Consider the following 24,314-nt stretch of genomic DNA (forward strand, 5'->3'; position numbering starts at 1 on the left):
AAAATAAGCTGTAAAGAAGAGACGCAGTGAAGAGGGCGCAAGCCATTTATTGAGGATGTTTGCAAGTTGCTTCTATCCGGGGCGATGCGCAAAAAAGGAGACAAGTCATGAGCATCAAAAAACTGTTCAGCACCAAATTCGCCGCGCTGGCCCTGGTTGCGGCCTGCGCCGCCGGCGCAGCCGTCAGCGCCAGCGCGCAAACCGTGGCCGACCTGATCAAGAAGGGCAAGGTCACCATCGGCGTCGTCAGCGGCACGCCGCCGTTCGGCAGCGTCGACGCCAAGGGCGAACCGATCGGCTACGACGTCGACGTTGCCAACCTGATCGGCAAGTATCTGGGCCTGTCGGTGGAAATCGTGCCGCTGGTGCCGCCGGCACGTATCCCCGCGCTGGAGTCCGGCAAGGTCGATTTCCTGGTGGCGACACTGGCGCCGACGCCTGAACGCGCCAAATCGGTCATGTTCACGATTCCTTACAGCGGCTTTGAGTTGTCCATCGTCGGTCCGGTCGGTTCCAAGTTCAAGACGCTGAACGATCTGGTCAAGAAGAAAGTCGGCGTTTCGCGCGGCAGCACCAACGATACGGCACTGACGCGTCTGGCGCCTGCCGGCACCGTGCTGGTCCGCTTTGAAGACGACTCGACCGTGACGCAGGCTCTGTTGAGCGGCCAGGTCGATGCGATCTCGATCCCGAACACCATGGCCAACGAAATCGTGAAGACGCGCGGCGCCGGCAAGATCGACGTGAAGTTCCCGTACTCGGTGCAACCGAACTCGATGACCGTGCGTAAAGGCGCTTTCGACCTGCAGCAATGGCTCAACAACTTCATCTATTACGTCAAGCTGAACGGCGAACTGGATGCGATCTCGCGCAAGTGGGCGGGCTCGCCGCTGCCGAACCTGCCGGTATTTTAAGAAACGTTTAACGAATCCGGATCTCGATCCAGTCTGCGAATTTAACAGCACGTCGTCCCAGCGAAAGCTGGGACCCAGTGTCGTGAACAGGCGATCGGCAAGTTCGTCGCAGCCGCCAACGTCGCTGGGTTCCGGCTTTCGCCGGAACGACAAGTTATTGACAGGCGTCGGTGGCCATTTGTCGCCAACCGTGATCCGGATGTTTCCGCCGACCGTTGCAACTTCATGGCGGTTCGGCGCATCGGCAAGGAGTAGACGATGTCTTATGATTTTCAGTTTGCGTTCATCTTTCAGCACATGGACCAGCTGTTGTGGGGAGCGCTGCTCACCATCCGGCTCAGTGCGCTGTCGATGATCTGCGGTTTGGCGGTGGGTATTTTCGGGGCGATCGTGAGCATTCACGGTTCGGCGCCGGCCCGTTTTGCGGTCACGTCCTATGTGGAGCTGATCCGCAGCACGCCTTTCCTGGTGCAGTTGTTCATCATCTTTTTCGGCTTGCCCGCTGCGGGCGTGCAGGTCGATGCCAATATCGCCGCGCTGGTGGCGATGACGGTCAATCTCGGGGCGTATTCCACCGAGATCGTGCGCGCCGGCATGATGGCGGTCCATCCTTCGCAGATCGAAGCGGCGCAGGCGCTGGCGATGACGCGCTGGCAGGTGATTCGCCACGTGGTGCTGACGCCGGCGCTGGAGAAGGTTTATCCGGCCCTGGCGAGTCAGTTCACGCTGATGATGCTGGCCTCCAGCGTGGTGTCGGCGATTTCCGCCGAAGAGCTCACGGCGAGCGCCAACCTGCTCGATGCGGAAACCTTCCGCAGCTTCGAAATTTACCTGATCGTGATGGTGCTCTACATTCTGCTGGCGCTGCTGTTCCGCCTCAGTTTCTGGCTCATCGGTCTGGTTGTATTCAAACGCCGCCGCCGTCTTGGCGTAGCGCGGCCAAGGGGGAACCGATGATTGCCGAATTTTCCTGGGACCAGTTTGTCTTCTTGTGGGAAGCCGCGCGCTGGACGGTGCTGTTGTCGGTGCTGGCGTTCATCGTCGGCGGGGCGGCAGGTTTCGTTGTCGCGCTGATGCGCACTTCGCACCTGCAGGTCCTGCGCACCGTGTCGGCGGTGTACATCCAGATCATCCAGGGCACGCCGGTGCTGATCATCCTGTTCCTGTCGTTCTACGGACTAGCGATCTACGGCTTCAAGCTGCCGCCGATGGTGGCTGCAACGATCGCGATGACGATTTACACCAGCGCCTATCTCGGTGAAATCTGGCGCGGTTGCATCGAAGCCGTGCCGGTGCCGCAGTGGGAAGCTTCCACTGCGCTGGCGATGACGCGCTGGCAGCAGCTGCGTTACGTGATCCTGCCGCAGGCGGTGCGTATTTCGCTGCCGCCGACGGTGGGCTTCTTGGTGCAGATCGTCAAGAACACGTCGATCGCTTCCATTATCGGTCTGGTGGAGTTGACGCAGGCGGGCAAGCTCGTCAGCAACGCGACTTTCCAGCCCTTCCTCGTATTCCCGATTGTTGCAGCGATTTATTTCATCTTCTGCTATCCGTTGTCGCGCTTCAGTTTTGCCCTAGAAAGGAAATTACATGCCCATCGTTGAGATCGAGAACATCACCAAGAGCTTTGGCAGCAACCAGGTCTTGAATGGGATATCGTTGTCCGTAGAGCGCGGGCAGGTCATTGCCGTCATCGGACGCAGCGGTTCGGGAAAAAGTACGATGCTGCGTTGCATCAACGGTTTGGAGAGCATTGATGGTGGTAGCATCACCGTTGCCGGTCACAAGCTCACCGCAAAACATGAGCATCTGATCGAGTTGCGCAAGGATGTCGGGATGGTGTTCCAGCACTACAATCTGTTCCCGCATCTGACGGTGGAAGAGAACGTCATGCTGTCGCCGCGCATCGTCAAGAAAGTCGCAACCGAAAAAGCGCGCGAAACGGCGATCAAGGTGTTGCAGCAAGTCGGCCTCGATCACAAGCGCGATGCTTATCCGGAACAGTTGTCCGGCGGCCAGCAGCAGCGCGTGGCGATTGCGCGCTCGCTGGCGATGGAGCCGCAAGTCATGTTGTTCGATGAAGTCACGTCGGCGCTGGACCCGGAGCTGACGCAGGAAGTGCTGAAAGTCATGGAAGAACTCGCTCGAGGAGGAATGACTATGTTGCTCGTCACGCACGAAATGGAATTCGCCCGGCGCGTCGCCGATCTCACCGTGTTCATGCATCAGGGCAAGGTATGGGAAGCGCGTCCGTCCAAGGAATTCTTCGCCGATCCGCAAACGCCGGAAGCACGCCAGTTCGTCGGCGCCGGCAACATCAAATGAAAACCCCGGTATTGGTCGCGGCTTCGGCCTATGGCGCAGATTTCGTGCGCCAGGTCGGCCATGCGCATCTGATCCCCATCGTTGCGGCGGCAGGGGCGGCGGGTTTGGAAATCCGCCGTGAATTATTTGTCGAATTACCAGATTTCGACGAGCTGCACGCTTTGCTGGTGAAGCACAAGTTGTTCTCGGTGTATTCGGCGCCGATCGAATTGTTCCGCAAGGACGGTTCGCTGGCGCGCGACGAACTGGATCAGGTGATGGACGAGGCGCAGCAACTGCAGTCGCGTTTCCTGAAGGTGTCGCTGGGACATTTTTCGCCGTCCAGCAACATGCTGGACTGGTCGCGCTTTGTGGCGCAGGCTCCCGTGCCGTTGTTGCTGGAGAACGACCAGACCGAACATGGCGGCAAGCTGGAATCGATCGCCAATTTCCTGGCGGTCTGTTCCGGCACCGGCGTGCCGGTCGGCATGACTTTCGACATGGGCAACTGGCGCTGGAGCGGCGTTGATGCCGAGGTGGCCGCGCGTACGCTGGCGGGGCACGTGCAATACGTGCATTGCAAGGGCGTGTGGAACGACAAGGGCAATCTCAAGGCGATACCGCTGGACGAGGACGATGCCGTGTGGCGGCGCCTGTTCTCGCATTTTCCACGCGGCGTGCAACGGGCGATCGAATTCCCCATTATCGGCAAGGATCTGGAAGCAATGACCCGCAATTACGTGGCGATGCTGGCATCGGCATAATTTTTTGCCTGTCGAGATCTTTTGCCCGACGCAATCGGAATCCATCAGAAAGAGAATAAATGACGCAAGCACAACTGGACGTCGTCACGTACGGCGAAGCATTGGCATTGTTTGTCGCAGATGAAGTCGGCGACTTTGCCGACGTGGAAAAATACACGCGCCGCCTGGCCGGCGCCGAAACCAACGTGGCCATCGGGCTGTCGCGCCTTGGCCTGAAAGTCGGCTGGGTCAGCCGCGTCGGCAACGACTCCTTCGGCCGCTTCATTCGCAAGCGCGTGGCGCAAGAGGGCGTGGACGTCAGTCACGTCGCCACCGACATGGAGTTCCGTACGGCGATTCAGCTCAAGGCGAAAGCCGTCGACGGCGCCGACCCGGCGATTGAATACTATCGCAAGGGTTCGGCGGCCAGCCATTTGTCGCAGGTCGATTTCAACGAATCCTATTTCGGCGGCGCGCGTCATTTGCATGCCACCGGAATTGCCGCGGCGTTGTCGGCCGGCACGATGGCGTTTGCCCATCAGGCGCTGGATTTCATGCGTGCCAAAGGCAAGACGATTTCTTTCGATCCCAATTTGCGTCCCATGCTGTGGCCATCTCAGGAAGTGATGGCGCAGAAGCTCAACGAACTGGCCTTCAAGGCGGATTGGGTTTTGCCGGGGCTGAGCGAGGGCAAGATTCTGACCGGCTACAGCGAGCCGCGCGACATCGCCGCGTTCTATCTGGACAAGGGCGTCAAGCAGGTGGTGATCAAGCTGGGCGCGGAGGGCGCGTATTTCCGCAATGCCGTCGAAGAGGGCGTTGTGACCGGCGTCAGGGTAAAAGAGGTGGTCGATACCGTGGGTGCCGGCGATGGTTTTGCGGTTGGCGTGATCAGCGGTTTGCTGGAAGGGCTGACGATGTCCGAGGCCGTCATGCGCGGCAACCGCATCGGCGCCTTTGCGATCCAGGTCGTGGGGGATATGGAAGGTTTGCCGACGCGCGCGCAGCTGGATGCCGCTTCTGTTTAACGGGTTATATAGAGAATCTGCAATGAAACAGCATGTCGTCGTGTACAAGTCCTTGCCTGGGGATCTTCTGGAGCGGCTGGGGGCGGAATTCAATGTCACCAGCTTCGACGGCATCAACGCCGGTAACCGGGAGCAATTCATCGCGGCGCTCGGGACGGCGCACGGCATGATAGGCGCCAGTCTGCCGATCACCAGCGACATGCTGGATGCTGCGCCGCAATTGAAGATCGCCTCCACGATTTCGGTCGGCGTCGATAATTTTGACCTGGATTACTTCCGCAAACGCGGCCTGATGCTGGCGCATACCCCCGGGGTGCTCAATGAAGCGACGGCGGACGCGATCTTTGCACTGATCCTTGCCAGCGCGCGCCGCATCGTGGAGCTGGCCGAACTCGTCAAGGCCGGCAAGTGGACGGGCAGCATCGGCGAGTCGCTGTTCGGCGTGAACGTGCATGGCAAGACGCTCGGCATGCTGGGCATGGGGCGCATCGGCAGTGCCGTCGCGCGTCGCGCGCATCACGGTTTCGGCATGAAGATCATCTATCACAACACCCGGCCCAACCCTGATGCGGAAAAGGAACTGGCGGCGAGCTATGTTTCGCGCGAAGAGTTGTTCCGGCAGGCCGATTTCGTTTGTCCGATGTTGCCGTTGACGCCGCAAACCGAGCGCACGATCGGCGCGCAGGAGTTCGCGCTGATGAAGCGGAGTGCGATTTTCATCAATGCCTCGCGCGGCAAGATCGTCGACGAAGCGGCGCTGATCGATGCCTTGAGGCAAAAGACGATCTACGGCGCAGGGCTCGACGTTTTCGAGAAGGAACCGCTGTCGGCGGACTCTCCTTTGCTGCAACTGCCCAACGTGGTGGCGCTGCCGCATATCGGCTCCGCCACGCATGAGACACGGCGCGCCATGGCTGAATTGGCGGTACAGAATCTGATCAACGGGTTGCGCGGCGCACAACCGAAGCATCTGGCTGTTTAGCCTTCATGCAGCAATCGCATCCGGCGGATTTCATCTTGCCGGATGCGCTTCGGAAAATCATTCAAAAAGCGTATCGGGGGACTTTCGCTGCGGCGATTTAGTGTGTATGCTTCACACATTAAAAAGAACGATCGTGCTAAATTTGAGCGGTGTCCAGTTTTTGCCCCGCTTTTGCTTTTATAATCACCGTTCAGTTAACGTTTACGTCAATTCGTTTTTTCCAAGGACCAGGCGATGAAAGTATTAGTCCCCGTCAAGCGGGTAGTAGATTACAACGTCAAAGTACGCGTCAAATCCGACGGTAGCGGTGTGGACATCGCCAACGTCAAAATGTCGATGAACCCCTTCGACGAAATCGCGGTGGAGGAAGCCACGCGTCTGAAAGAAGGCGGCAAGGTCACCGAAGTGATCGCCGTGTCTTGCGGCGTCACGCAATGCCAGGAAACCCTGCGTACCGCGATGGCGATCGGTGCCGACCGCGGCATCCTGGTGGAAACCGCCGCCGATCTGGACCTGCAACCGCTGGCCGTGGCCAAGTTGTTGAAGGCGTTGGCGGACAAGGAACAGCCGCAACTGATCATCCTCGGCAAGCAAGCCATCGACGACGACTCCAACCAGACCGGCCAGATGCTGGCGGCATTGCTGGGTTGGCCGCAAGCGACGTTCGCGTCCAAGGTCGTGCTGGAAGACGGCAAGGTGTCGGTCACCCGTGAAGTCGACGGCGGCCTGGAAACGCTGGCGCTGACTTTGCCTGCCATCGTCACCACCGACTTGCGCCTGAACGAGCCGCGCTACGTCACGTTGCCGAACATCATGAAGGCCAAGAAGAAGACTCTGGACATCGTCAAGCCGGAAGACCTGGGCGTCGACGTCGCGCCGCGCGTCAAGACGCTGAAAGTCGCCGAGCCGCCGAAGCGCAGCGCGGGCGTGAAGGTGCCTGACGTCGCAACCCTGGTTGCGAAACTCAAAAACGAAGCCAAAGTCATCTAAGGAAGAGACAACATGACCGCACTCGTCATTGCAGAACACGACAATGCCAGCCTCAAGGGCAGCACATTGAATACCGTCACCGCCGCAGTACACACGCAACTGCAGGCAGGCGGCGACGTCCACATCCTGGTCGCCGGCCACAACGCCAAGGCCGCCGCCGATGCCGCCGCGCAAATCGCCGGCGTGTCGAAGGTCTTGCTGGCCGACGCGCCGCAATTCGCCGATGGCCTGGCCGAAAACGTTGCCGAGCAGGCGTTGGCCATCGCCAAGGATTACACCCACATCCTGGCGCCGGCAACCGCCTACGGCAAGAACATCCTGCCGCGCGTGGCCGCCAGGCTGGACGTGGCGCAGATTTCCGAAATCACCAAGGTCGACAGCGCCGATACTTTCGAGCGTCCGATCTACGCCGGCAACGCGATCGCCACTGTGCAATCGACCGACGGCATCAAGGTCATCACCGTGCGTACGACAGGTTTTGACGCAGCCGCTGCCGGCGGCAACGCCGCAGTGGAATCGCTGGCGGCAGTCGCCGACTCCGGCAAGTCCAGCTTCGTCTCGCGCGAAGTGGCCAAGTCGGATCGTCCGGAACTGACGGCCGCCAAGATCATCGTTTCCGGTGGCCGCGGCATGGGTTCGTCGGAAAGCTTCAAGATCCTCGAACCGCTGGCGGACAAGCTCAACGCCGCCATGGGAGCATCGCGTGCGGCGGTCGACGCCGGCTATGTGCCGAACGACTGGCAAGTCGGCCAGACCGGCAAGATCGTGGCGCCGCAGCTGTATATCGCCGTCGGTATTTCCGGCGCGATCCAACATCTGGCCGGCATGAAGGATTCCAAGGTGATCGTGGCGATCAACAAGGATGAAGAAGCACCGATCTTCTCGGTGGCGGACTACGGCATCGTCGGCGACTTGTTCGAAGTCGTGCCTGAGTTGGTCAAGCAACTGGGTTAATCCAAAAAACGGCCCCGCCAGTTTGACGGGGCCGAATAATTTCAAGCATTACAGAAGCGTTGCAAAGGTTGCAAAAGCGCTGAGCGCAACAAGAGATTGCGTATTTGCGTATACAACAAGGAATCAGGAGTCGGAGATGAGCTACGTCGCACCAGTGAAAGATATGCTGTTCGTCATGAACGAACTGGCAGGATTGTCGGAAGTCAACGCATTGCCCAATTGTGAAGATGCGACACCGGAAACCGTCGAAGCGATTCTCGAAGAGAATGCAAAATTTTGCGGCGAGGTCGTGGCGCCGATCAATCATTCCGCCGACAAGGATCCAAGTTTCTGGAGCGACGGCACGGTGACGACCAGCAAGGGCTTCAAGGAAGCCTTCAAGCAGTTCGGCGAATCCGGTTGGCAGGGCGTGCAGCATCCCGTCGAGTTCGGTGGACAGGGCTTGCCCAAGCTGGTGGCGACGCCTTGCATCGAAATGCTCAACTCGGCCAACCTCTCGTTTGCTTTGTGCCCATTGCTGACGGACGGCACCATCGAAGCGCTGATGACGGCCGGTACCGACGAGCAAAAGAATACCTACCTGACTAATTTCATCTCCGGCAAGTGGACCGGTACGATGAACCTGACCGAGCCGCAAGCCGGTTCCGACCTGGCGCTGGTGCGCACGCGCGCGGTGCCGCAGGGTGACGGTACGTTCAAGCTTTCCGGCACCAAGATTTTCATCACCTACGGTGAGCACGACATGGCCGAGAACATCGTCCATCTGGTGCTGGCGCGTACGCCGGATGCGCCGGAAGGCGTGAAGGGTATTTCGCTGTTCATCGTGCCGAAATTCCTGGTCAAGCCGGACGGTTCGCTGGGCGAGCGCAACGACGTGCACTGCGTCTCCATCGAACACAAGCTGGGCATCAAGGCCAGCCCGACCGCTGTGCTGCAGTTCGGCGATCACGGCGGCGCCGTCGGCACGCTGGTCGGTGAAGAAAACCGCGGTCTCGAATACATGTTCATCATGATGAATGCGGCGCGTTTCGCGGTCGGCATTCAAGGCATCAGCGTCGCCGAGCGCGCCTACCAGAAGGCGGTGGCCTATGCGAAGGATCGCGTGCAATCGCGCGATCTGGCAGGTTCAGCCGGCGCGGTCACCATCATTCACCAACCGGACGTGCGTCGCATGCTGATGTCGATGCGCTCGCAAGTGGAAGCCGCGCGCGCGTTGGCTTACGTGGCTGCGGCTGCTTCAGACGCTGGTCATCATCATCCGGATGAAGCGACGCGCAAGGCCAATCAGGCGTGTTACGAATATCTGGTGCCTGTCGTCAAAGGCTGGTCGACGGAGTTGTCGATCGACGTGACGTCAACCGGCGTGCAGGTGCATGGCGGCATGGGCTTCATCGAAGAAACCGGCGCCGCACAGTATTACCGCGATGCGCGCATCCTGGCGATTTATGAAGGTACGACGGCGATTCAGGCCAACGATCTGGTCGGACGCAAAACGGCGCGTGACGGCGGCGCAGTTGCCAAGGGCCTCATTGCCCAGATTCACAAGACGGAATCCGCCTTGTCTGCCGCTGCAGCGGCCGGAGAATTCGGCGACGATCTGCAAGCGATCCGCAAGCGCCTGGTCGACGGCGCACGCGCGTTGGACGACGTGGTCAATTATGTTGTCGCCAACATCAAGACCGATATCAAAGGCGTGTTCTCGGGCAGCGTGCCTTACCTGAAGCTGGCGGGCGTGGTGCTGGGTGGATGGCAGATGGCGCGGGCTGCCCTGGTGGCGGTGGACAAGCTCAAGGCGGGCGAGGGCGATGCGCAGTTTTACAAGGCCAAGATCGCGACGGCGCGTTTCTATGCGGATCACGTGCTGACCCAGGCGTCATCCTTGCGCGCTTCGATTATTGAAGGCAGCGCCGGCGTCATGGCGTTGACGGAAGCGCAGTTCTGATTCAGCCGGACTTGCCGGAGCGATCCGGCAAGTCCGTGGTCGTTCGTACTTCAAATATCCTGTGCAGTAAAGGTATCAGCCGTACGCGCCGCCGGTGAACAGCAAATCGAAGCTGCGCGCCAGCAAGGCGATCACCGACATGGCGCCGACACCGAGCGTCAGCACCAGAATCAGCGCCAGCACCCAGTGCGACTCCGATTTCTTGCCGGATGCCGGATTATGTCTGGCGTCCCATTTTTCATCCGGCGTCAGGCCGATGACGAGCGCTTCCAGGAAGCCGCACAAAACCGAGAGTACAAAGAGCATTCCCATGAACAGGGGCTGGGAATTGCTGAAAATCAAGATGGCCAATGCAGAAACCGGCAGGGTGGCCGCATGCAGCCAGCCGAAGATGTCCTTGCGCCCATACATATAAAACCGATGCAGGCCGATGCCGCCGGTGACGGCTGCGATGAAGGTGGTGAAGGTCTTGTTCTTGTGCGGAATTGTCATTAAGTTAATTTCTTGAAGGCAAAGACGCGGTTGGCTGCAGTACGAAGCACTACAGTGTTGTAAAAAAACTGCGGCTAGTATAGCCGTGGAAACTTGCTCCGCGAACGAGGTTCTGCGAGGTAAAGTGAATAAAACCGGCATGTAATCGGCTGGTAAGCGAAATGGGTCGTTCCGGCCCGCTTGGATGGACACGGCGCTTGCCTGGCATTGAACTTGCCGTTTGGCTGACATTTCGGCTATAATCGTCGTCTTTTCCGTGTTCGAACACTTTTTGGAACCATTATGGTCGTTATTCGTTTAGCTCGTGGAGGCGCCAAGAAGCGCCCGTTCTTCAATATCGTTGCAACTGATTCGCGCAATCGCCGCGATGGTCGTTTCATCGAGCGTCTGGGTTTCTACAACCCGGTTGCATCCGGCAAGGAAGAGTCCTTCCGTATCGCTCAGGACCGTCTGGCTCACTGGCAAGGCACCGGCGCACAATTGTCGCCGACAGTTGCTCGCCTGGTCAGCGAAGCAGGCAAGAAGGCCGCTGCTTAATCGCAGTCGCTTTTTAGTTTCGCAGCGATAGTAAGACAGGTTTGTCACGCACAATACAATCAGGCGTTACCGTTCCTTCGGATCTGGTGACGGTCGGTTATGTCTCTGGTGCTTATGGTATTCAGGGCTGGGTGCGAGTCAAACCTTATTCGGCAGATGCGGATGCACTGCTGAGCGCAAAAACCTGGTGGCTGGACAAGCCGGAATTGCGCGATGTCGAGATGATGCAGTCCAAGTACCACAGCGGTGATGTGGTGGCGAAGCTGATGGGAGTGGCGGGTCGTGAAGGTGCTGAAGCGCTCAAGGGCGCCGTGGTGCAGATTTCGCGTAGCCATTTTCCTGCGTTGTCCGACGATGAATTTTACTGGGTCGATCTGATCGGCCTGGCGGTTGAGAACTTGCAGGGCGAGTCCCTGGGCGTAGTGAGCGATCTGATGGACAACGGGGCACACCCCATCCTGCGCGTTGCTCCTGCACAAAGCCCGGCCGAGGCTGCCGATGGCAAGGCTGCAACAGAAATCCTGATTCCTTACGTCGACCAATTCGTCAAGTCCGTGACTTTGGCTGAGAAAAAAATGGTCGTTGATTGGGGACTGGACTATTAAGCCGGCAATCCAGTCTGTGATGCCGGCAGCATTGGAGAAAGTGCCGAATGCAATTTGATGTCGTCACGCTTTTCCCCGAAATGTTTTCCGCTTTGACGCAGTCCGGTGTAACGCGCCGTGCGTACGAGCAAAAGAAATGGGCGTTGTCGTTATGGAATCCGCGTGATTTCACAACGGACAATCACCGCACAGTCGATGACCGGCCTTATGGCGGTGGTCCTGGGATGGTGATGCTGGCCAAGCCTTTGCAGCAGACGCTGGCGGCGGCAAAGCAGCGGCAGGTCGAACTGGGTTTGCCCGCACCGCGCGTCGTGTACCTGTCGCCGCAAGGCAAGCCGCTGACGCATCAACGCGTCATGCAATTTTCGCAAGATTCAGGTGTGGTGCTGTTGTGCGGTCGTTATGAAGCGATTGATCAGCGTTTGCTCGACAGCCATGTCGACGAAGAAATCAGCCTCGGCGATTTCGTCTTGTCGGGTGGAGAGTTGCCCGCGATGGCGCTGATGGATGCAGTGATCCGGCAGTTGCCCGGCGTGCTCAATGACGGTTCTTCGGCGGTCGAAGACAGCTTTGTGAACGGTTTGCTGGATTGTCCGCATTACACCCGTCCGGAAGAATATGAGGGCGTAGCAGTGCCGCCGGTATTGATGGGTGGGCACCATGCGGAGATAGAGAAGTGGCGGCGCGAGCGGGCGCTTGAAGCGACCGCAAAAAAACGTCCCGATCTGATCGTCAAGGCCCGTCAGGATGGTTTGCTGACGAAGTCGGACGAAAAGTTTTTGAGCAGTTTGTAGCAGTGCAGTTGTAGCAAAAGTGCAGGCAAGGCCGGAAGTTCGCTGAAGGCAGTCTGTTGATAAATCCCCATCCTCTACCGGGCATATATCGGTTTCAAGCAGCGGCTTCAAGCCGATGCAGCAGGCGCCGGCAAGATGGTTATTGGAGTAAAAAATGGATCTGATCCAGCAATTAGAGCAAGAAGAGATCTCGCGTCTCGCAAAGAACATCCCTGACTTCGCGCCAGGCGATACCGTCATCGTCAGCGTCAACGTGGTCGAAGGTACGCGCAAGCGCGCCCAGGCTTACGAAGGCGTCGTGATTTCGCGTCGCAACCGTGGTCTGAACTCCAACTTCATCGTCCGCAAGATTTCTTCCGGCGAAGGCGTTGAGCGTACATTCCAGTTGTACTCGCCATTGATCGCTTCGATCGAAGTCAAGCGTCGCGGCGACGTTCGTCGCGCGAAGCTGTACTATCTGCGTGAACGTTCCGGTAAGTCGGCGCGTATCAAAGAGAAGTTGCCTAACCGCCGCGGCACTGCCAAGGCTGAAGCGTAATCTTCGCGTAGTCTTTGATATATGCATGAACAAAAGGGCGTCTTCGGACGCCCTTTTGTATTCCATTTCTAGGATACGGTCTTGGCCAGTTTTGATCCCCTCATTCTTCCGATAGAGTCCATCGCGGGCGAGGCGTCTCTGGATGCCGAGCGCATGCGGGAAGATTGGCTGCGTCAACGCTTTGCCAATCCGCAACCCTGGACGCCCGAGATCAACGAAGAGCAACGCATGCGTGTGATGGCCGGTGCGCCGCGGCCGGCGGCGGTGTTGATGCCCATCGTGATGCGGGAAGAGGGGCCGACGCTGCTGTTCACGCAGCGCACCGCCGATCTGAAGGATCACGCCGGCCAGATCAGCTTTCCGGGCGGACGCACCGAACTGAGCGATGCCTCGCCGGTCGATACCGCATTGCGCGAAACCGAGGAAGAGATCGGCCTGGCGCGCAGCCACGTGGAAGTCATCGGCAGCCTGCCGGAGTATTTCACCGGCACCGGCTATCGCGTCACGCCCGTGGCGGGGCTGATCAAGCCGCCGTTTGAAGTCGTTCCCGATCCGCGCGAGGTCGCCGAGATTTTCGAGGTCCCGCTGGCTTTCCTGATGAACGGCATGAATCATCAGCGGCGTACGGTGGAGATTTCCCAGGAACTCGGCCGGCGCACGTTCTACACGATGCCTTATCAGCGCTTTTTCATCTGGGGGGCAACGGCAGGAATGCTGCGTAATCTGTTCCATTTCCTGCGCAGCTGAGGCGGGCGTTTTTCAGTGCGTTTATGTCTGTCTCATAGGGAAAATATCGCTTGTGGACAACATAAAGCATCAGCTACTCTTGCCGCCGTTGTATCATTTGCGTGTTGCTGCGTAACGTTGCGCGCCAGGTGCGCGCCTCGGTTCTCAGGCAAGGAAGCTCACAAATAAGACTCACCAAAAGGCGGCTTGATGACATTTCTTTCCATACTCTTTGCGCTCCTCATCGAACAATTGAAGCCGTTGCGGGCGGATAACCCCATCTATGCATGGATCAAATCCTTCGCGGCCCGCATCGAGAACTGGTTCAATGCCGGTCATGCGCATCACGGGCGTCTGGGATGGTTTGTCATGGTGGCGGCGCTGATGGTGCCGGCCGGCGTGATCTACTGGATCTGCCTGCGCATCAGCCCCCTGGCCGCACTGGCGTGGAACGTCCTGATTGTCTACATGACATTGGGTTTTCGTCATTACAGCCACTATTTCACCTCGATCCAGCTGGCGCTCAATACCGGCGACGAAGTCGCGGCGCGCGCCTTGCTGGCGGAGTGGATCAAGCAGGACACGTCCGACATGGACGTCACCGAGATTTCCCGCATCGCCGCCGAAAAAGCCCTGGTCACCACGCACCGCCATGTATTCGGCGTATTCTTCTGGTTCCTGATGCCGGTCGGCCCGGCCTGCGCCGTGATGTACCGCGTTGCCGAGTACCTGGCGCGCGCCTGGAACGAGCCCGATCACATGAAGCAGGAAGTATTCGGCCGTTTTGCCGAGCGCGCGTTCTACTGGATCGACTGGATTCCCGCGCGTTTCACCGCTTCGGCATTCGCGGTCGTCGGCAATTTCGAAGACGCCATCTACGCATGGCGCAATTTTGCGGATCGCTGGAAGGATGAAGCGGTCGGCATCATCCTGTCGGCCGGCGGCGGTGCGATGGGGGTGCGTTTCGGCACGCCGGCGGAATCGGCCTCGGATGTCTTGCCGATCGATGCGGCGACCGTGGATTCCACGCTGGAAGCCGCCGACGGCTTTCCGGGCGACCAGCCTTCGCCGCGTACCTTGCAGAGTACGGTAGGCCTGGTGTGGCGCGCTTTGTTGCTATGGATGTTCCTGCTTCTGTTGTTGTCCGTGGCAGTCTGGCTCGGCTGACGCAATATCAAAAAATGCCTGAAAGACAAGTTTCCTTCAGGCATTTCATATTTCAGATATAGGTGCATCCCAAGTCTTCTATAAGATATAATACTTGGGTTACGAAGGCTTCCTCCCCATCCGGCAAGAAGCTATTTATGTGGCAAGCGCTAGAAAACGAATTGCACGCATGGCTGATCCCATCAATACCTCCAACGCGCCGGCACAAGAATTCATCATCCTGGGTCTGACCCAGGATGGTAAACAGTTCCGTCCCAGTGACTGGGCAGAACGGCTATGCGGCGTCATGTCCTGTTTCCGCCCGGAAGGCACTGGCGGACGCAACGCTCACCTTCAATACTCCCCTTACGTTTTGCCCACCATGATCAATGGCGTGCGCTCGGTCGTCGTCAACGAGGCGCTGCGCGGTCTCGATCCGTTGGCTTACCATTTCGTTCTCAATTTCGCCAAAGACAACGGCTTGCAGGTCATCGACGCCTGCTTGCTGCCCGAGAAAAACGGCGGCAAGTCCTAGGACGCATTACCTCAATTGCAGTTGCGATCGTGCAGGCAATTGAGATAATGCGTTCAAGTGGTCTCATATCGCTCAAGCCAGCCAGTGGTCGTGCGCCAGAGCCGTACGGGATGTAGCGGTTCTGTCGAACCATATTTCTTGCGGAGAAAAGCATCATGAAACATCGAATGGAGCGTGACACCTTCGGTCTGATCGAGGTCCCCGACGATCGGCTGTGGGGCGCGCAGACGCAACGCTCGCTGCATCATTTCCATATTTCCACCGAACGCATGCCGGCCGAACTGGTCGTCGCGCTGGCGGCAGTCAAGCGTTCCTGCGCCGTGGTCAATCAAGGCCTCGGCAAGCTGGATGCCAAGAAGAGCGCCGCCATTGTCGCCGCCGCCGACGAAGTGATCGCCGGCAAGCATCCTCAGGAGTTTCCGCTGTCGATCTGGCAGACCGGTTCCGGTACCCAGAGCAACATGAACATGAACGAAGTGCTGGCCAATCGGGCTTCGGAATTGCTGGGCGGCGTACGCGGCGAAGAACGCCTGGTGCACCCGAATGACGACGTCAATCAAAGCCAGTCCTCCAACGACATCTTCCCGACCGCCATGCACGTGGCGTCCTGCATGGCCGTTGCAACGCACCTGATTCCGATGCTGCACAAGCTGCGCGCCACGCTGGAAAAGAAATCCGACGAATTCAAGGACATCGTCAAGATCGGCCGCACGCATTTGCAAGACGCCACGCCGCTGACTTTGGGGCAAGAGTTTTCCGGTTACGTCGCGCAACTGACGCATGCCGAGATGGCGATCATTTCCACGCTCAACGCGGTCAGCGAACTGGCCGCCGGCGGCACCGCCGTGGGCACCGGCCTCAACGCGCATCCGGAGTTCGGCGCACGCGTTGCCGCGGAACTGGAAACGCATTACGGCTTCCCGTTCAAGACCGCGCCGAACAAGTTTGCCGCGCTGGCCAGCCATGACGCGCTGGTGTCCGCGCACGGTGCGCTGAAAACGCTCGCCGCAGCGTTGATGAAGATCGCCAACGACGTGCGCTGGCTGGCTTCCGGTCCACGCTCCGGCCTCGGCGAAATCACGATTCCGGAAAACGAACCGGGCAGTTCCATCATGCCGGGCAAGGTCAATCCGACCCAGTGCGAAGCGCTCACCATGCTCTGCGCACAGGTGTTCGGCAACGATGTTGCCATCAATATCGGCGGCGCTTCCGGCAATTTCGAACTGAACGTGTTCAAGCCGCTGATCGTGCATAACTTCCTGCAAAGCGTGCGCTTGCTGGCCGACGGCATGGACAGCTTCGACGAGCATTGCGCCCGGGGTATCGAAGCCAACCGCGATCGCATCGCCGATCTGATGGAGCGTTCGCTGATGCTGGTGACGGCATTGGCGCCGCACATCGGCTACGACAAGGCCGCCAAGATCGCCAAGCAGGCGCATCACGACGGCACCACGCTGAAACAGGCGGCGCTGGCGCTCGGGTATGTCACCGAAGAGCAGTTCGCACAGTGGATCAAGCCTGAAGAAATGACCGGTCCGAAGTAAAAAGCGATGAAAACCGGCTTGCCTCGGTGAGCTTGTTACCAAAGTTTTCCGATGGTCCGACAACGCCGCTTTCAGGGAAGCGGCGTTGTCTTTTCTGCTCCCGGAAAAGCCGCATGTATGCGGCTTTGTAGCGTCATGTACAGTATTCTTAAATAGGGTTACGAATTGAAACAAAGTCGTTGAAACGTTGCCGTTTTGAGTATATTGAATACAGAGGGATGGCGCGTGTCGTCTCCGGAAGATCTCTGTGAAATATTCGAGGCGAATATGAAGAAAGCAGCTTTGTTGGGATTGTTTGCGCTGGGTTGCATGGTGGCAAGCGGCGCCAGTTCTGCGCACACCCGTTTCGGCGTATACATCGGCGGACCGCTCTGGATCCCACCGCCGGTCTACTATCCGCCGCCGGTGTATTACTCGCCGCCAGTCTATGTCGAGCGCACCGCGCCACCGGTTTATGTTGAGCAAAGCTCCGCACCGGATAACTACTGGTACTACTGCCAGGAATCCAAGGGCTATTACCCCTACGTTCAAAGCTGCCCCAGCAATTGGATGAAGGTGGTGCCGAACGGCCCCGGCGGCAATCAGCCTCCGCCGCAATAAGGATTCCAACGAACGAGCGCAGCGACGCCGAGCCATTGCAGTCGGCACGAGCGCTGCATCCGCCGGGCTTTATTTTCGAGGACAACATCGTGAAACCAATTTACAAGACAACAGGCGCCGTTTCGGCTGTCGCCGTACTGCTGGCGCTTGGCGGATGCGTCAGCGTACCGACCGGCCCATCCGTGATGGCCATGCCGGGCAAGGGCAAACCGTATGAGCAGTTCCGTGCCGAGCAGGCGCAATGCCAGCAATATGCGCAGGAATCCATCGGCGGTGCTGCCCAAGCGACGCAGAACAATACGGTCAATAGCGCAGCGGCAGGTACGGCGATAGGCGCCGTGGCCGGTGCGCTGATCGGCGCGGCATCCGGAAATGCGGGAGCGGGCGCTGCCATCGGCGCGGGCGGCGGTTTGCTGGTGGGGAGCGCGGCCGGCAGCAACGCGGCTGCAGGCGGCAATTATTCGATGCAGCAACGCTACGACATGACCTACAGCCAGTGCATGTACAGCAAGGGCAACCAGGTCCAGACACAGGCGCAGACGACGGTTTATACCTATCATCCGCGCCGCTATTATTACTACTCGGCGCCTCCGCCGCCTCCGGGATATTACGGCCCGCCGCCGGGGTACTACGGTCCTCCTCCGGGCGCGTACTGATAGCGACCGGCAGACCGGACAAACCGCATTGTGTGCACCACGCATCCAGTGCGGTTTTTTTATTGCCTGAAGGCCCCCAGGGCTCGTTTCCCCGGTTGCGATGCAGCACAGGCGCAGGCCTTGGTGATATACTCGCCCGATGCAATACCGAATCCCGCAAATTCCCTTTACGCAAATTCAGCATTGGTGGCGCACCTGATCCAGGTGGCCCGCTTTTGCACAGCTTTGCAGTACAGCTTTTGTCAATGTGATGCCGCCAGTCTTGGCGGCATTATTTTTTGCTGTTCGACATGACTGGCGACATTCCGAAATTTCCGGAGTGACCATGTCTTTGAATGTTTCGCCAGCATCCGAATCTTCCACCTTTTCTGCCCTTTCCACGCCTTCCAGGAAACCTGTCGTCTTGACCGGCGATCGGCCTACCGGTCCTTTGCATCTGGGCCATTACATCGGCTCGCTGAAGTCGCGCGTGCAGTTGCAGCATGAAGCCAGCCAGTTTCTGCTGCTGGCCGATACGCAGGCGATGACCGACAACGTCGGTCGCCATCAAAAGGTTACCGACAACGTATTGGAAGTCGCACTCGATTATCTGGCGGTCGGCATCGATCCGGAAAAATCCACCATCTTCATCCAGTCGCAGGTCTACGAGCTGTACGAGCTGTCGATGCACCTGCTCAACCTGGTGACGGTGTCGCGCCTGGAGCGCAATCCGACCATCAAGGAAGAAATTCGCCTGCGCGGTTTCGAGCGCGATATCCCCGCCGGTTTCCTGACTTACCCGGTCAGTCAGGCTGCCGACATCACCGCCTTCAAGGCCACGCTGGTGCCGGTCGGCAACGACCAGTTGCCGATGATAGAGCAGACCAACGAACTGGTGCGCCGCTTCAACAACGTCGTCGACAAGGAAGTCCTGGTCGAGTGCAAGGAAGTCCTGTCCGAAACGGGACGCCTGCCCGGCATCGACGGCAAGGCCAAGATGAGCAAGTCGCTCGGCAATGCGATTGCGCTTGGCGCCACGCCCGATGAAATCAAGCAGGCCGTACAGCGCATGTACACCGATCCGAATCACTTGCGCGTGGATGATCCGGGGCAGGTAGAGGGCAATGTCGTGTTTGATTTCCTCGACGCTTTCGAACCGGATCGTGTGGCGCTGGAAGAATTGAAGCAGCACTATCGTCGCGGCGGTCTCGGCGACAGCGTGCTCAAGCGCCGACTGGAAGCGCACCTACAAGCCTTGCTGGAACCGATCCGCACACGCCGTCAGGAATGGGAAAAGGATCGCGGCGAAGTGCAGGCGATCTTGCGTCGCGGCACCGAGCGGGCCCGCGCCGTGGCAGCACAGACCGTATCCGAAGTGCGCGGCGCGCTGGGCCTGAATTACTTCTGATTCGCATCCGATCATCGTCAAGGCACGTCGTTCCGGCGCGCCTTGCATCCTCTTCAGTTCTGGGCCGGCTTGTTGCGGGCTTTGCCGCCGGCCTGCCTGAGCGGCAACGACAACAGCACTTCCAGCCCGCCGTCACGGTAATTGCGCAGGTTCAGCAGCGCGCCGTGGTTTTCTGCGATATTGCGCGCAATCGTCAGTCCCAGTCCGGTGCCGCCGGTATCGCGCGAACGCGATGTCTCCAGCCGGTAGAAGGGATCGAACACCGCTTCAAGTTGATCTTCGGGAATGCCCGGACCGTAGTCGCGGATGCAAATCAGCACGCGATTGGGCAGCAGGTCGTCGAGCGCAATCGAGACATCCGCGCGCTGACCGTACTTGAAGGCGTTGTCGAGCAGGTTGGTCAGGCAGCGGCGCAAGGCGTTCGGCTGGGCAACGATGAAAGCGCGCGTGCTGCCCGTCAGTTTGACTTGCTGGCCGGCGTCGGACGCGTCGGCGCACACGCTGTCGAGCAGCGAGTCGATATCCAGGCGCTGCATCGCTTCGGAGGAATCCATGCTGCGCGCCAGGTCGAGTCCTTCGCGCACCATGCCTTGCATGACGGCGAGGTCGTCGATCAGTTTCTGCTGCAATTCTTCGTCGCCGACCTTTTCCAGCCGCAGGCGCAGGCGCGTCAGCGGCGTCTGCAAGTCGTGCGTGATGGCGGCCAGCATGTGCGTGCGGTGCTGGATCTGGCGGCGGATGCGCGCTTGCATGGCATTGAACGCCTTGGCCGCCAGGCGGATTTCGGTGGGGCCTTTTTCCGCCAGCGGCGGATGATCAATGTCGCGCCCCAACTCGACGGCAGCACCGGCCAGTTGCTTGATCGGACGCGCCGTCATGCGCGCCACCACATACGCCAGCATGGCGATCAGCACCAGGAACAGCAAAATGTAAGGCGTGCCGCTGAATGAACCCATATCGCCGCCGCGGCCGCGCCATGACGGCGGTTCGCCGGGAATGTGCAGGCGCAGGCGCAGCAATGCCTTGTCCTGCAGGCTGACGTAAATGACGCGGCAGGTTTCCATGCGCGGTTTGCCCTGCGGCTCCGGCCGGTTCTTGCGCGGTGCGCGCGGCGCGCAGTCGCTCTCGCGCTGGACCACGATCTGGCGGTCGGCGCCGAGACGCGATTTCAGGATGTCGGCCATCGGGCTCGAACTGGGGCGGACCGTATCGCCGATACCGTCGACGACCGCCGCTTCAAAACCAAAACTGTCGGCGGCCTGCATGACGTTGCGACGCGCCTCGGGGCTGATCTCGTCCAGCGCCAGCACAAATTGCTCCACGCGTTCGGCCACGTGCTGATAGCGGATTTCCTTGAGCGTGTTGCGGCGTTCGTTGGAAGCCAGCCAGGTCGTGGTGACGGTCGCCACCACGATACCCGCCAACAGGATCACGAAGACCCGGTTGGCCATTGAGCTAAAGAACGAACTGAAGATATTTTTCATTCAGGGGTTTCCATGGTCACGGTTGTCGCCAGCACATAGCCTTCGTTGCGGATGGTCTTGATGATGGTGGGCGTGCGCGCATCGTCGCCAAGCTTCTGGCGCAGGCGGCTGATCTGGATGTCGACCGAACGGTCGAAGGGATCGGCTTCGCGTCCCTGGGTCAGTTCCAGCAATTGGTCGCGATTGAGGATCCGGTTCGGATGATCGAGGAAGACCTTGAGCATGCGGAATTCCGCACCCGACAGCGCCACCACGACGCCGTCGTTGCTCAGCAGGTGGCGCGCCGTCAGATCCAGCGTCCAGCCCGAAAAGTGCATGGCCTTGGCTTCCGAGCGGCTCATGTTGGGCGGCAGCGCCTGGGTGCGGCGCAAGACGCTGCGGATGCGGGCAAACAGCTCGCGCGGTTCGAACGGCTTGGCAAGGTAATCGTCGGCGCCCATTTCCAGGCCGAGGATGCGGTCCAGCGGCTCGCCGCGCGCCGTCAGCATGATCACCGGCACGTTCGAATGCGAGCGCAGGTTGCGGCACAGCGTCAGGCCGTCTTCGCCCGGCAGCGTCAGATCCAGCACGATCAGGTCGACGCGCGACTCTTCCAGCACTTTGCGCATGTCCGCGCCATTGGTCGCCGTGAAGGTGCGAAAACCATTGGCGTCGAGATACTCCGCCAGCAAGGTGCGGATCTCGCGGTCGTCATCGACCACCAAAATGTGAGAATTTGTGTCCATGGCGGCCATTATGACAATTCCTGTAAAGAGGGCGACGCTGAATTGTATATTGGGATAACAGGGCGGCCGCCAGACATAGAGCGAAACAAAGCGGCCTTTCCCATATACAAAACGATACAAATCGGGCAACACGGGAAAAATCGCGGTTACACCCCGGCGGTTAAATGTGAAGCGTGCAGAGAGCACTATCACGAAAGGAAACACACCATGTTGAATCTGAAAAAACACCTGATGATCGGCGTTGCCGCCGCGGGTATCGGTCTGACAGCCATGTCCTCGTTCGCCCAGATGCCGCCGGCCGATGGCAACGGCGCAGCTCCGGCCGGACGCCATGCCCCGACCGCCGACCAGATCGCCAAATTCGAACAGCATCGCGCCAAGCGCCAGGCCCAATTGCACGACAAGCTGAAGATCACCGCCGCGCAGGAAGGCGCCTGGAAGACCTTCACGGAAAAGTCCGCGCCGATGCATCCGGCCGCGTGGGGTCGCCCAAGCAAGGACGAATGGAACAAGCTGACCACGCCGGAACGCCTGGACCGTCATCTGGACATGATGAAAAAAATGGAAGCGCGCATGACGGACCGCATCGCGGCGACGAAGGAATTTTATGCCGTGTTGTCGCCGGAACAGCAAAAAACCTTCGACCAGGAATTCCGCAAGATGGAAGAACACCGCTTCAAACACGGCCGTTTTGGTCATGATGGCGGCGGCGATCAGGCTGCAAAGAAATAATATTCTTTTGTAATCAAGGCCTTGTGCATATGTTTATGCACAAGGCCTTTTGGTTTTCCAGATATGTCCAGGATGCTTTTTGTCATGCAATGATGAACAATCCACTATTTCATCATCGTGTCGTCATGCTTCTGGACGATAATATCGCGTTGGCTTTTCCGGCTTCTTTGCCGGACTGAATTGTTGCACCTGATTCCCGTAACCGATGACGAGTGCATTTTGTGAACACCAGCGACGGGTCAGTTGCCGGCGATGCTGATGTTCATGAAATGTCTTGATTAACACCTATCCGTTTCCTGTCTTCCAAGATGACTACCACACCGACTCCCGATAACAAGCAAGCGCCATCCTCCTCTTCTGCCGTCGGCAAACCGGGCTTGCTCAGGCGTTGGTGGTTCTGGGTTTTGCTGGTGGTGCTGGCGGGAGGCGGGTATTCCTACTGGAGCCATAAACGCGCAGCGACGGCCGAGCAGGCTCAGGGCGGACCTGGTGGTGCAGGTGGTCAGGGTGGTCCCGGCGGCAAGGGACGACGCGGCGCCGGCGGTCCGGGCGGCTTCGGCACCATGGGTCTGTCGCCGGTGGGCGTGGCATTGGCCAAGACGGCGGATGTCAATGTCTACCTGACCGGCCTGGGCGGCGTCACGCCGACGGCGACGGCGACGGTGCGCAGCCGAGTCGACGGTCAGTTGATGAAGCTGCATTTCAAGGAAGGCCAACTGGTCAAGCAGGGCGATTTGCTGGCGGAGCTCGATGCGCGCCCTTACGAGGTTGCCGTGACCCAGGCCGAAGGCCAGCTGGCGCGCGACCAGGCCCTGCTCAATGCGGCGCAGCTCGATTTGAAGCGTTACCGCACGTTGCTGGCGCAAGATTCCATCGCCAGCCAGCAGGTCGATACCCAGGCTGCACTCGTCAAGCAATACGAAGGCACGGTCAAGTCCGACCAGGGCAACCTCGCCAGCGCGCGCCTGCAACTGACTTATTCGCGCGTGACCGCGCCGGTCAGCGGCCGTACCGGCCTGCGCCAGGTCGATATCGGCAACATCGTCCATTCCAGCGACACCAGCGGCATCGTCATCATCACGCAAGTGCAGCCGATCACGACGATCTTCAGCATCCCCGAAGACAATATCCCGGCCGTCATGAAACAGCTGCAAGCCGGCAAAAAACTGGCGACCGACGCCTGGGACCGCGAGCAGAAAAACAAGTTGGCCAGCGGCACCTTGCTGACCATCGACAACCAGGTCGATGCAACCACCGGCACGGTCAAGCTCAAGGCGCAGTTCCCGAATACCGACTTCGCGCTGTTTCCGAACCAGTTCGTCAATATCCGCATGCTGCTCGATACCCGCCAGGGCGCGACGGTGATTCCAAGCGCGGCGATTCAGCGCGGCTCCAAGGGCTTGTTCGTCTATGTCGTCAAGCAAGACAACAGCGTCACCGTGCGCAACGTCAAGACAGGTCCGACCGAAGGCGACGTGACCGCCATCGAAGACGGCGTGGCTTCCGGTGAAACCGTGGTGGTCGACGGCATCGACCGCCTGCGCGAAGGCGCCAAGGTGGAGCCGGTCATGCGCGGCGGCGCCGACGATCCTGCCAACAAGCTGACTGAAAAAGCCGGCCCGCGCCGTCACAAGGCGGCGGGTGCAGGTGCTCCTGGCGCTGCTGCTGCCGGTACTGCCGGTGCTGCAGGTGCATCCGGCACATCCGCCGCACAAGGCGAGCAAAGCGGGCAGGGCGGTCAGAACATGACGCCCGAAGAACGCCAGAAACGCTGGGCCGAGATCAACAAGCGCATCGATGCCGGTGAGTTCGGCGAAGAAATCAAGAAGCTGCCCGAAGACCAGCGCCGCCAGCGCATGATGGAAATGCGCCGCCAGCGCGCCAATGGCGGCGATTCCAATGCCGCCGGCCCGGCCGGCGCGCCCGCAGCGGGCAATGCCAATGCAAGCAAGTAAG

Annotated in this window: 26 protein-coding genes; 23 read left to right on the forward strand and 3 right to left on the reverse strand. The window is 59.4% G+C overall.

The annotated features are described in order from the left end of the window. The first annotated feature begins 107 nt into the window (after positions 1-107). From PMI16_RS12280 to PMI16_RS12325, 10 genes are all read left to right on the forward strand, one after another. On the forward strand, positions 108-914 hold the full coding sequence (locus PMI16_RS12280) for a transporter substrate-binding domain-containing protein (protein WP_007879907.1): 807 nt from the start codon (positions 108-110) through the stop codon (positions 912-914). 258 nt (positions 915-1,172) lie between these two features. After that, the gene (locus PMI16_RS12285; protein WP_007879909.1) at positions 1,173-1,871 is read left to right on the forward strand and encodes an amino acid ABC transporter permease; all 699 of its coding nucleotides are present in this window, start codon (positions 1,173-1,175) and stop codon (positions 1,869-1,871) included. Further along, positions 1,868-2,518 carry an amino acid ABC transporter permease gene (locus tag PMI16_RS12290; protein ID WP_007879910.1) on the forward strand — a complete coding sequence of 217 codons (651 nt, stop codon included), beginning with the start codon at positions 1,868-1,870 and terminating at the stop codon, positions 2,516-2,518. Before PMI16_RS12285 ends, PMI16_RS12290 begins: the two co-directional genes overlap by 4 nt. Further along, positions 2,505-3,239, forward strand: a complete 735-nt coding sequence (locus PMI16_RS12295) for an amino acid ABC transporter ATP-binding protein (RefSeq protein WP_007879912.1) — start codon at positions 2,505-2,507, stop codon at positions 3,237-3,239. The genes PMI16_RS12290 and PMI16_RS12295 overlap by 14 nt, the downstream gene beginning before the upstream one ends. After that, positions 3,236-3,982, forward strand: coding sequence for a sugar phosphate isomerase/epimerase family protein (locus PMI16_RS25600; protein ID WP_007879913.1), 747 nt, complete (start codon positions 3,236-3,238; stop codon positions 3,980-3,982). Before PMI16_RS12295 ends, PMI16_RS25600 begins: the two co-directional genes overlap by 4 nt. Before the next feature lie 59 nt (positions 3,983-4,041). Beyond that, complete coding sequence (locus PMI16_RS25605; protein WP_007879914.1) at positions 4,042-4,989, forward strand: sugar kinase; 948 nt, start codon at positions 4,042-4,044, stop codon at positions 4,987-4,989. Positions 4,990-5,011: 22 nt separating this feature from the next. Continuing rightward, positions 5,012-5,971 carry a 2-hydroxyacid dehydrogenase gene (locus PMI16_RS12310; protein ID WP_007879915.1) on the forward strand — a complete coding sequence of 320 codons (960 nt, stop codon included), beginning with the start codon at positions 5,012-5,014 and terminating at the stop codon, positions 5,969-5,971. 234 nt (positions 5,972-6,205) lie between these two features. After that, a complete protein-coding gene (locus PMI16_RS12315) occupies positions 6,206-6,961 on the forward strand; it encodes an electron transfer flavoprotein subunit beta/FixA family protein (protein WP_007879918.1) in 756 nt (251 codons plus the stop codon). A gap of 12 nt (positions 6,962-6,973) precedes the next feature. After that, positions 6,974-7,915, forward strand: a complete 942-nt coding sequence (locus tag PMI16_RS12320; RefSeq protein ID WP_007879921.1) for an electron transfer flavoprotein subunit alpha/FixB family protein — start codon at positions 6,974-6,976, stop codon at positions 7,913-7,915. Positions 7,916-8,051: 136 nt separating this feature from the next. Next, on the forward strand, positions 8,052-9,857 hold the full coding sequence (locus PMI16_RS12325; protein ID WP_007879925.1) for an acyl-CoA dehydrogenase: 1,806 nt from the start codon (positions 8,052-8,054) through the stop codon (positions 9,855-9,857). Positions 9,858-9,932: 75 nt separating this feature from the next. On the opposite strand, the gene PMI16_RS12330 is transcribed toward PMI16_RS12325, so the two are convergent. Next, entirely contained in the window at positions 9,933-10,349 is a 417-nt protein-coding gene (locus PMI16_RS12330) for a hypothetical protein (RefSeq protein WP_007879927.1), read from the reverse strand. 282 nt (positions 10,350-10,631) lie between these two features. On the opposite strand from PMI16_RS12330, the gene rpsP reads away from it, so the two are divergent. From rpsP to trpS, 11 genes are all read left to right on the forward strand, one after another. Next, complete coding sequence (rpsP, locus tag PMI16_RS12335) at positions 10,632-10,886, forward strand: 30S ribosomal protein S16 (protein WP_007879928.1); 255 nt, start codon at positions 10,632-10,634, stop codon at positions 10,884-10,886. A gap of 86 nt (positions 10,887-10,972) precedes the next feature. Next, positions 10,973-11,491 (forward strand): ribosome maturation factor RimM, encoded by a 519-nt coding sequence (gene rimM, locus PMI16_RS12340; protein WP_007879929.1) that lies wholly within the window; start codon positions 10,973-10,975, stop codon positions 11,489-11,491. A 47-nt stretch (positions 11,492-11,538) separates the two neighbouring features. Then, positions 11,539-12,285, forward strand: a complete 747-nt coding sequence (trmD, locus tag PMI16_RS12345) for a tRNA (guanosine(37)-N1)-methyltransferase TrmD (protein ID WP_007879930.1) — start codon at positions 11,539-11,541, stop codon at positions 12,283-12,285. A gap of 154 nt (positions 12,286-12,439) precedes the next feature. After that, a complete protein-coding gene (rplS, locus tag PMI16_RS12350) occupies positions 12,440-12,823 on the forward strand; it encodes a 50S ribosomal protein L19 (RefSeq protein ID WP_007879931.1) in 384 nt (127 codons plus the stop codon). An 81-nt stretch (positions 12,824-12,904) separates the two neighbouring features. After that, the gene (locus tag PMI16_RS12355; RefSeq protein ID WP_007879933.1) at positions 12,905-13,570 is read left to right on the forward strand and encodes a CoA pyrophosphatase; all 666 of its coding nucleotides are present in this window, start codon (positions 12,905-12,907) and stop codon (positions 13,568-13,570) included. Positions 13,571-13,759: 189 nt separating this feature from the next. Then, positions 13,760-14,716, forward strand: coding sequence for a CobD/CbiB family protein (locus PMI16_RS12360; RefSeq protein WP_007879943.1), 957 nt, complete (start codon positions 13,760-13,762; stop codon positions 14,714-14,716). 169 nt (positions 14,717-14,885) lie between these two features. Next, a complete protein-coding gene (locus PMI16_RS12365) occupies positions 14,886-15,230 on the forward strand; it encodes a DUF3579 domain-containing protein (protein ID WP_007879944.1) in 345 nt (114 codons plus the stop codon). Positions 15,231-15,385: 155 nt separating this feature from the next. After that, positions 15,386-16,774: a class II fumarate hydratase gene (gene fumC / locus PMI16_RS12370; protein WP_007879945.1), complete on the forward strand. Its 1,389-nt coding sequence runs from the start codon at positions 15,386-15,388 to the stop codon at positions 16,772-16,774. 267 nt (positions 16,775-17,041) lie between these two features. Next, the gene (locus tag PMI16_RS12375; protein WP_007879946.1) at positions 17,042-17,374 is read left to right on the forward strand and encodes a hypothetical protein; all 333 of its coding nucleotides are present in this window, start codon (positions 17,042-17,044) and stop codon (positions 17,372-17,374) included. Positions 17,375-17,463: 89 nt separating this feature from the next. Continuing rightward, the gene (locus tag PMI16_RS12380; protein WP_007879948.1) at positions 17,464-18,030 is read left to right on the forward strand and encodes a glycine zipper family protein; all 567 of its coding nucleotides are present in this window, start codon (positions 17,464-17,466) and stop codon (positions 18,028-18,030) included. Positions 18,031-18,355: 325 nt separating this feature from the next. Then, positions 18,356-19,417: a tryptophan--tRNA ligase gene (gene trpS / locus PMI16_RS12385; protein ID WP_007879950.1), complete on the forward strand. Its 1,062-nt coding sequence runs from the start codon at positions 18,356-18,358 to the stop codon at positions 19,415-19,417. A 53-nt stretch (positions 19,418-19,470) separates the two neighbouring features. Here the strand turns inward: trpS and PMI16_RS12390 are convergent, their stop codons facing one another. After that, positions 19,471-20,901, reverse strand: a complete 1,431-nt coding sequence (locus PMI16_RS12390) for an ATP-binding protein (RefSeq protein ID WP_007879951.1) — start codon at positions 20,899-20,901, stop codon at positions 19,471-19,473. Beyond that, complete coding sequence (locus tag PMI16_RS12395; protein ID WP_193365731.1) at positions 20,898-21,626, reverse strand: response regulator; 729 nt, start codon at positions 21,624-21,626, stop codon at positions 20,898-20,900. Before PMI16_RS12395 ends, PMI16_RS12390 begins: the two co-directional genes overlap by 4 nt. A 207-nt stretch (positions 21,627-21,833) precedes the next feature. Here PMI16_RS12395 and PMI16_RS12400 point away from each other — a divergent pair, with 207 nt between their 5' ends. Both PMI16_RS12400 and PMI16_RS12405 read left to right on the forward strand, forming a co-directional pair. After that, complete coding sequence (locus tag PMI16_RS12400) at positions 21,834-22,358, forward strand: Spy/CpxP family protein refolding chaperone (RefSeq protein WP_007879953.1); 525 nt, start codon at positions 21,834-21,836, stop codon at positions 22,356-22,358. Positions 22,359-22,666: 308 nt separating this feature from the next. After that, positions 22,667-24,313 carry an MdtA/MuxA family multidrug efflux RND transporter periplasmic adaptor subunit gene (locus PMI16_RS12405; RefSeq protein WP_007879954.1) on the forward strand — a complete coding sequence of 549 codons (1,647 nt, stop codon included), beginning with the start codon at positions 22,667-22,669 and terminating at the stop codon, positions 24,311-24,313. The last annotated feature ends 1 nt before the right edge of the window (position 24,314 follow it).

Origin of the sequence: Herbaspirillum sp. CF444 (assembly GCF_000282135.1) — a bacterium.
Lineage (GTDB): Bacteria > Pseudomonadota > Gammaproteobacteria > Burkholderiales > Burkholderiaceae_D > Herbaspirillum.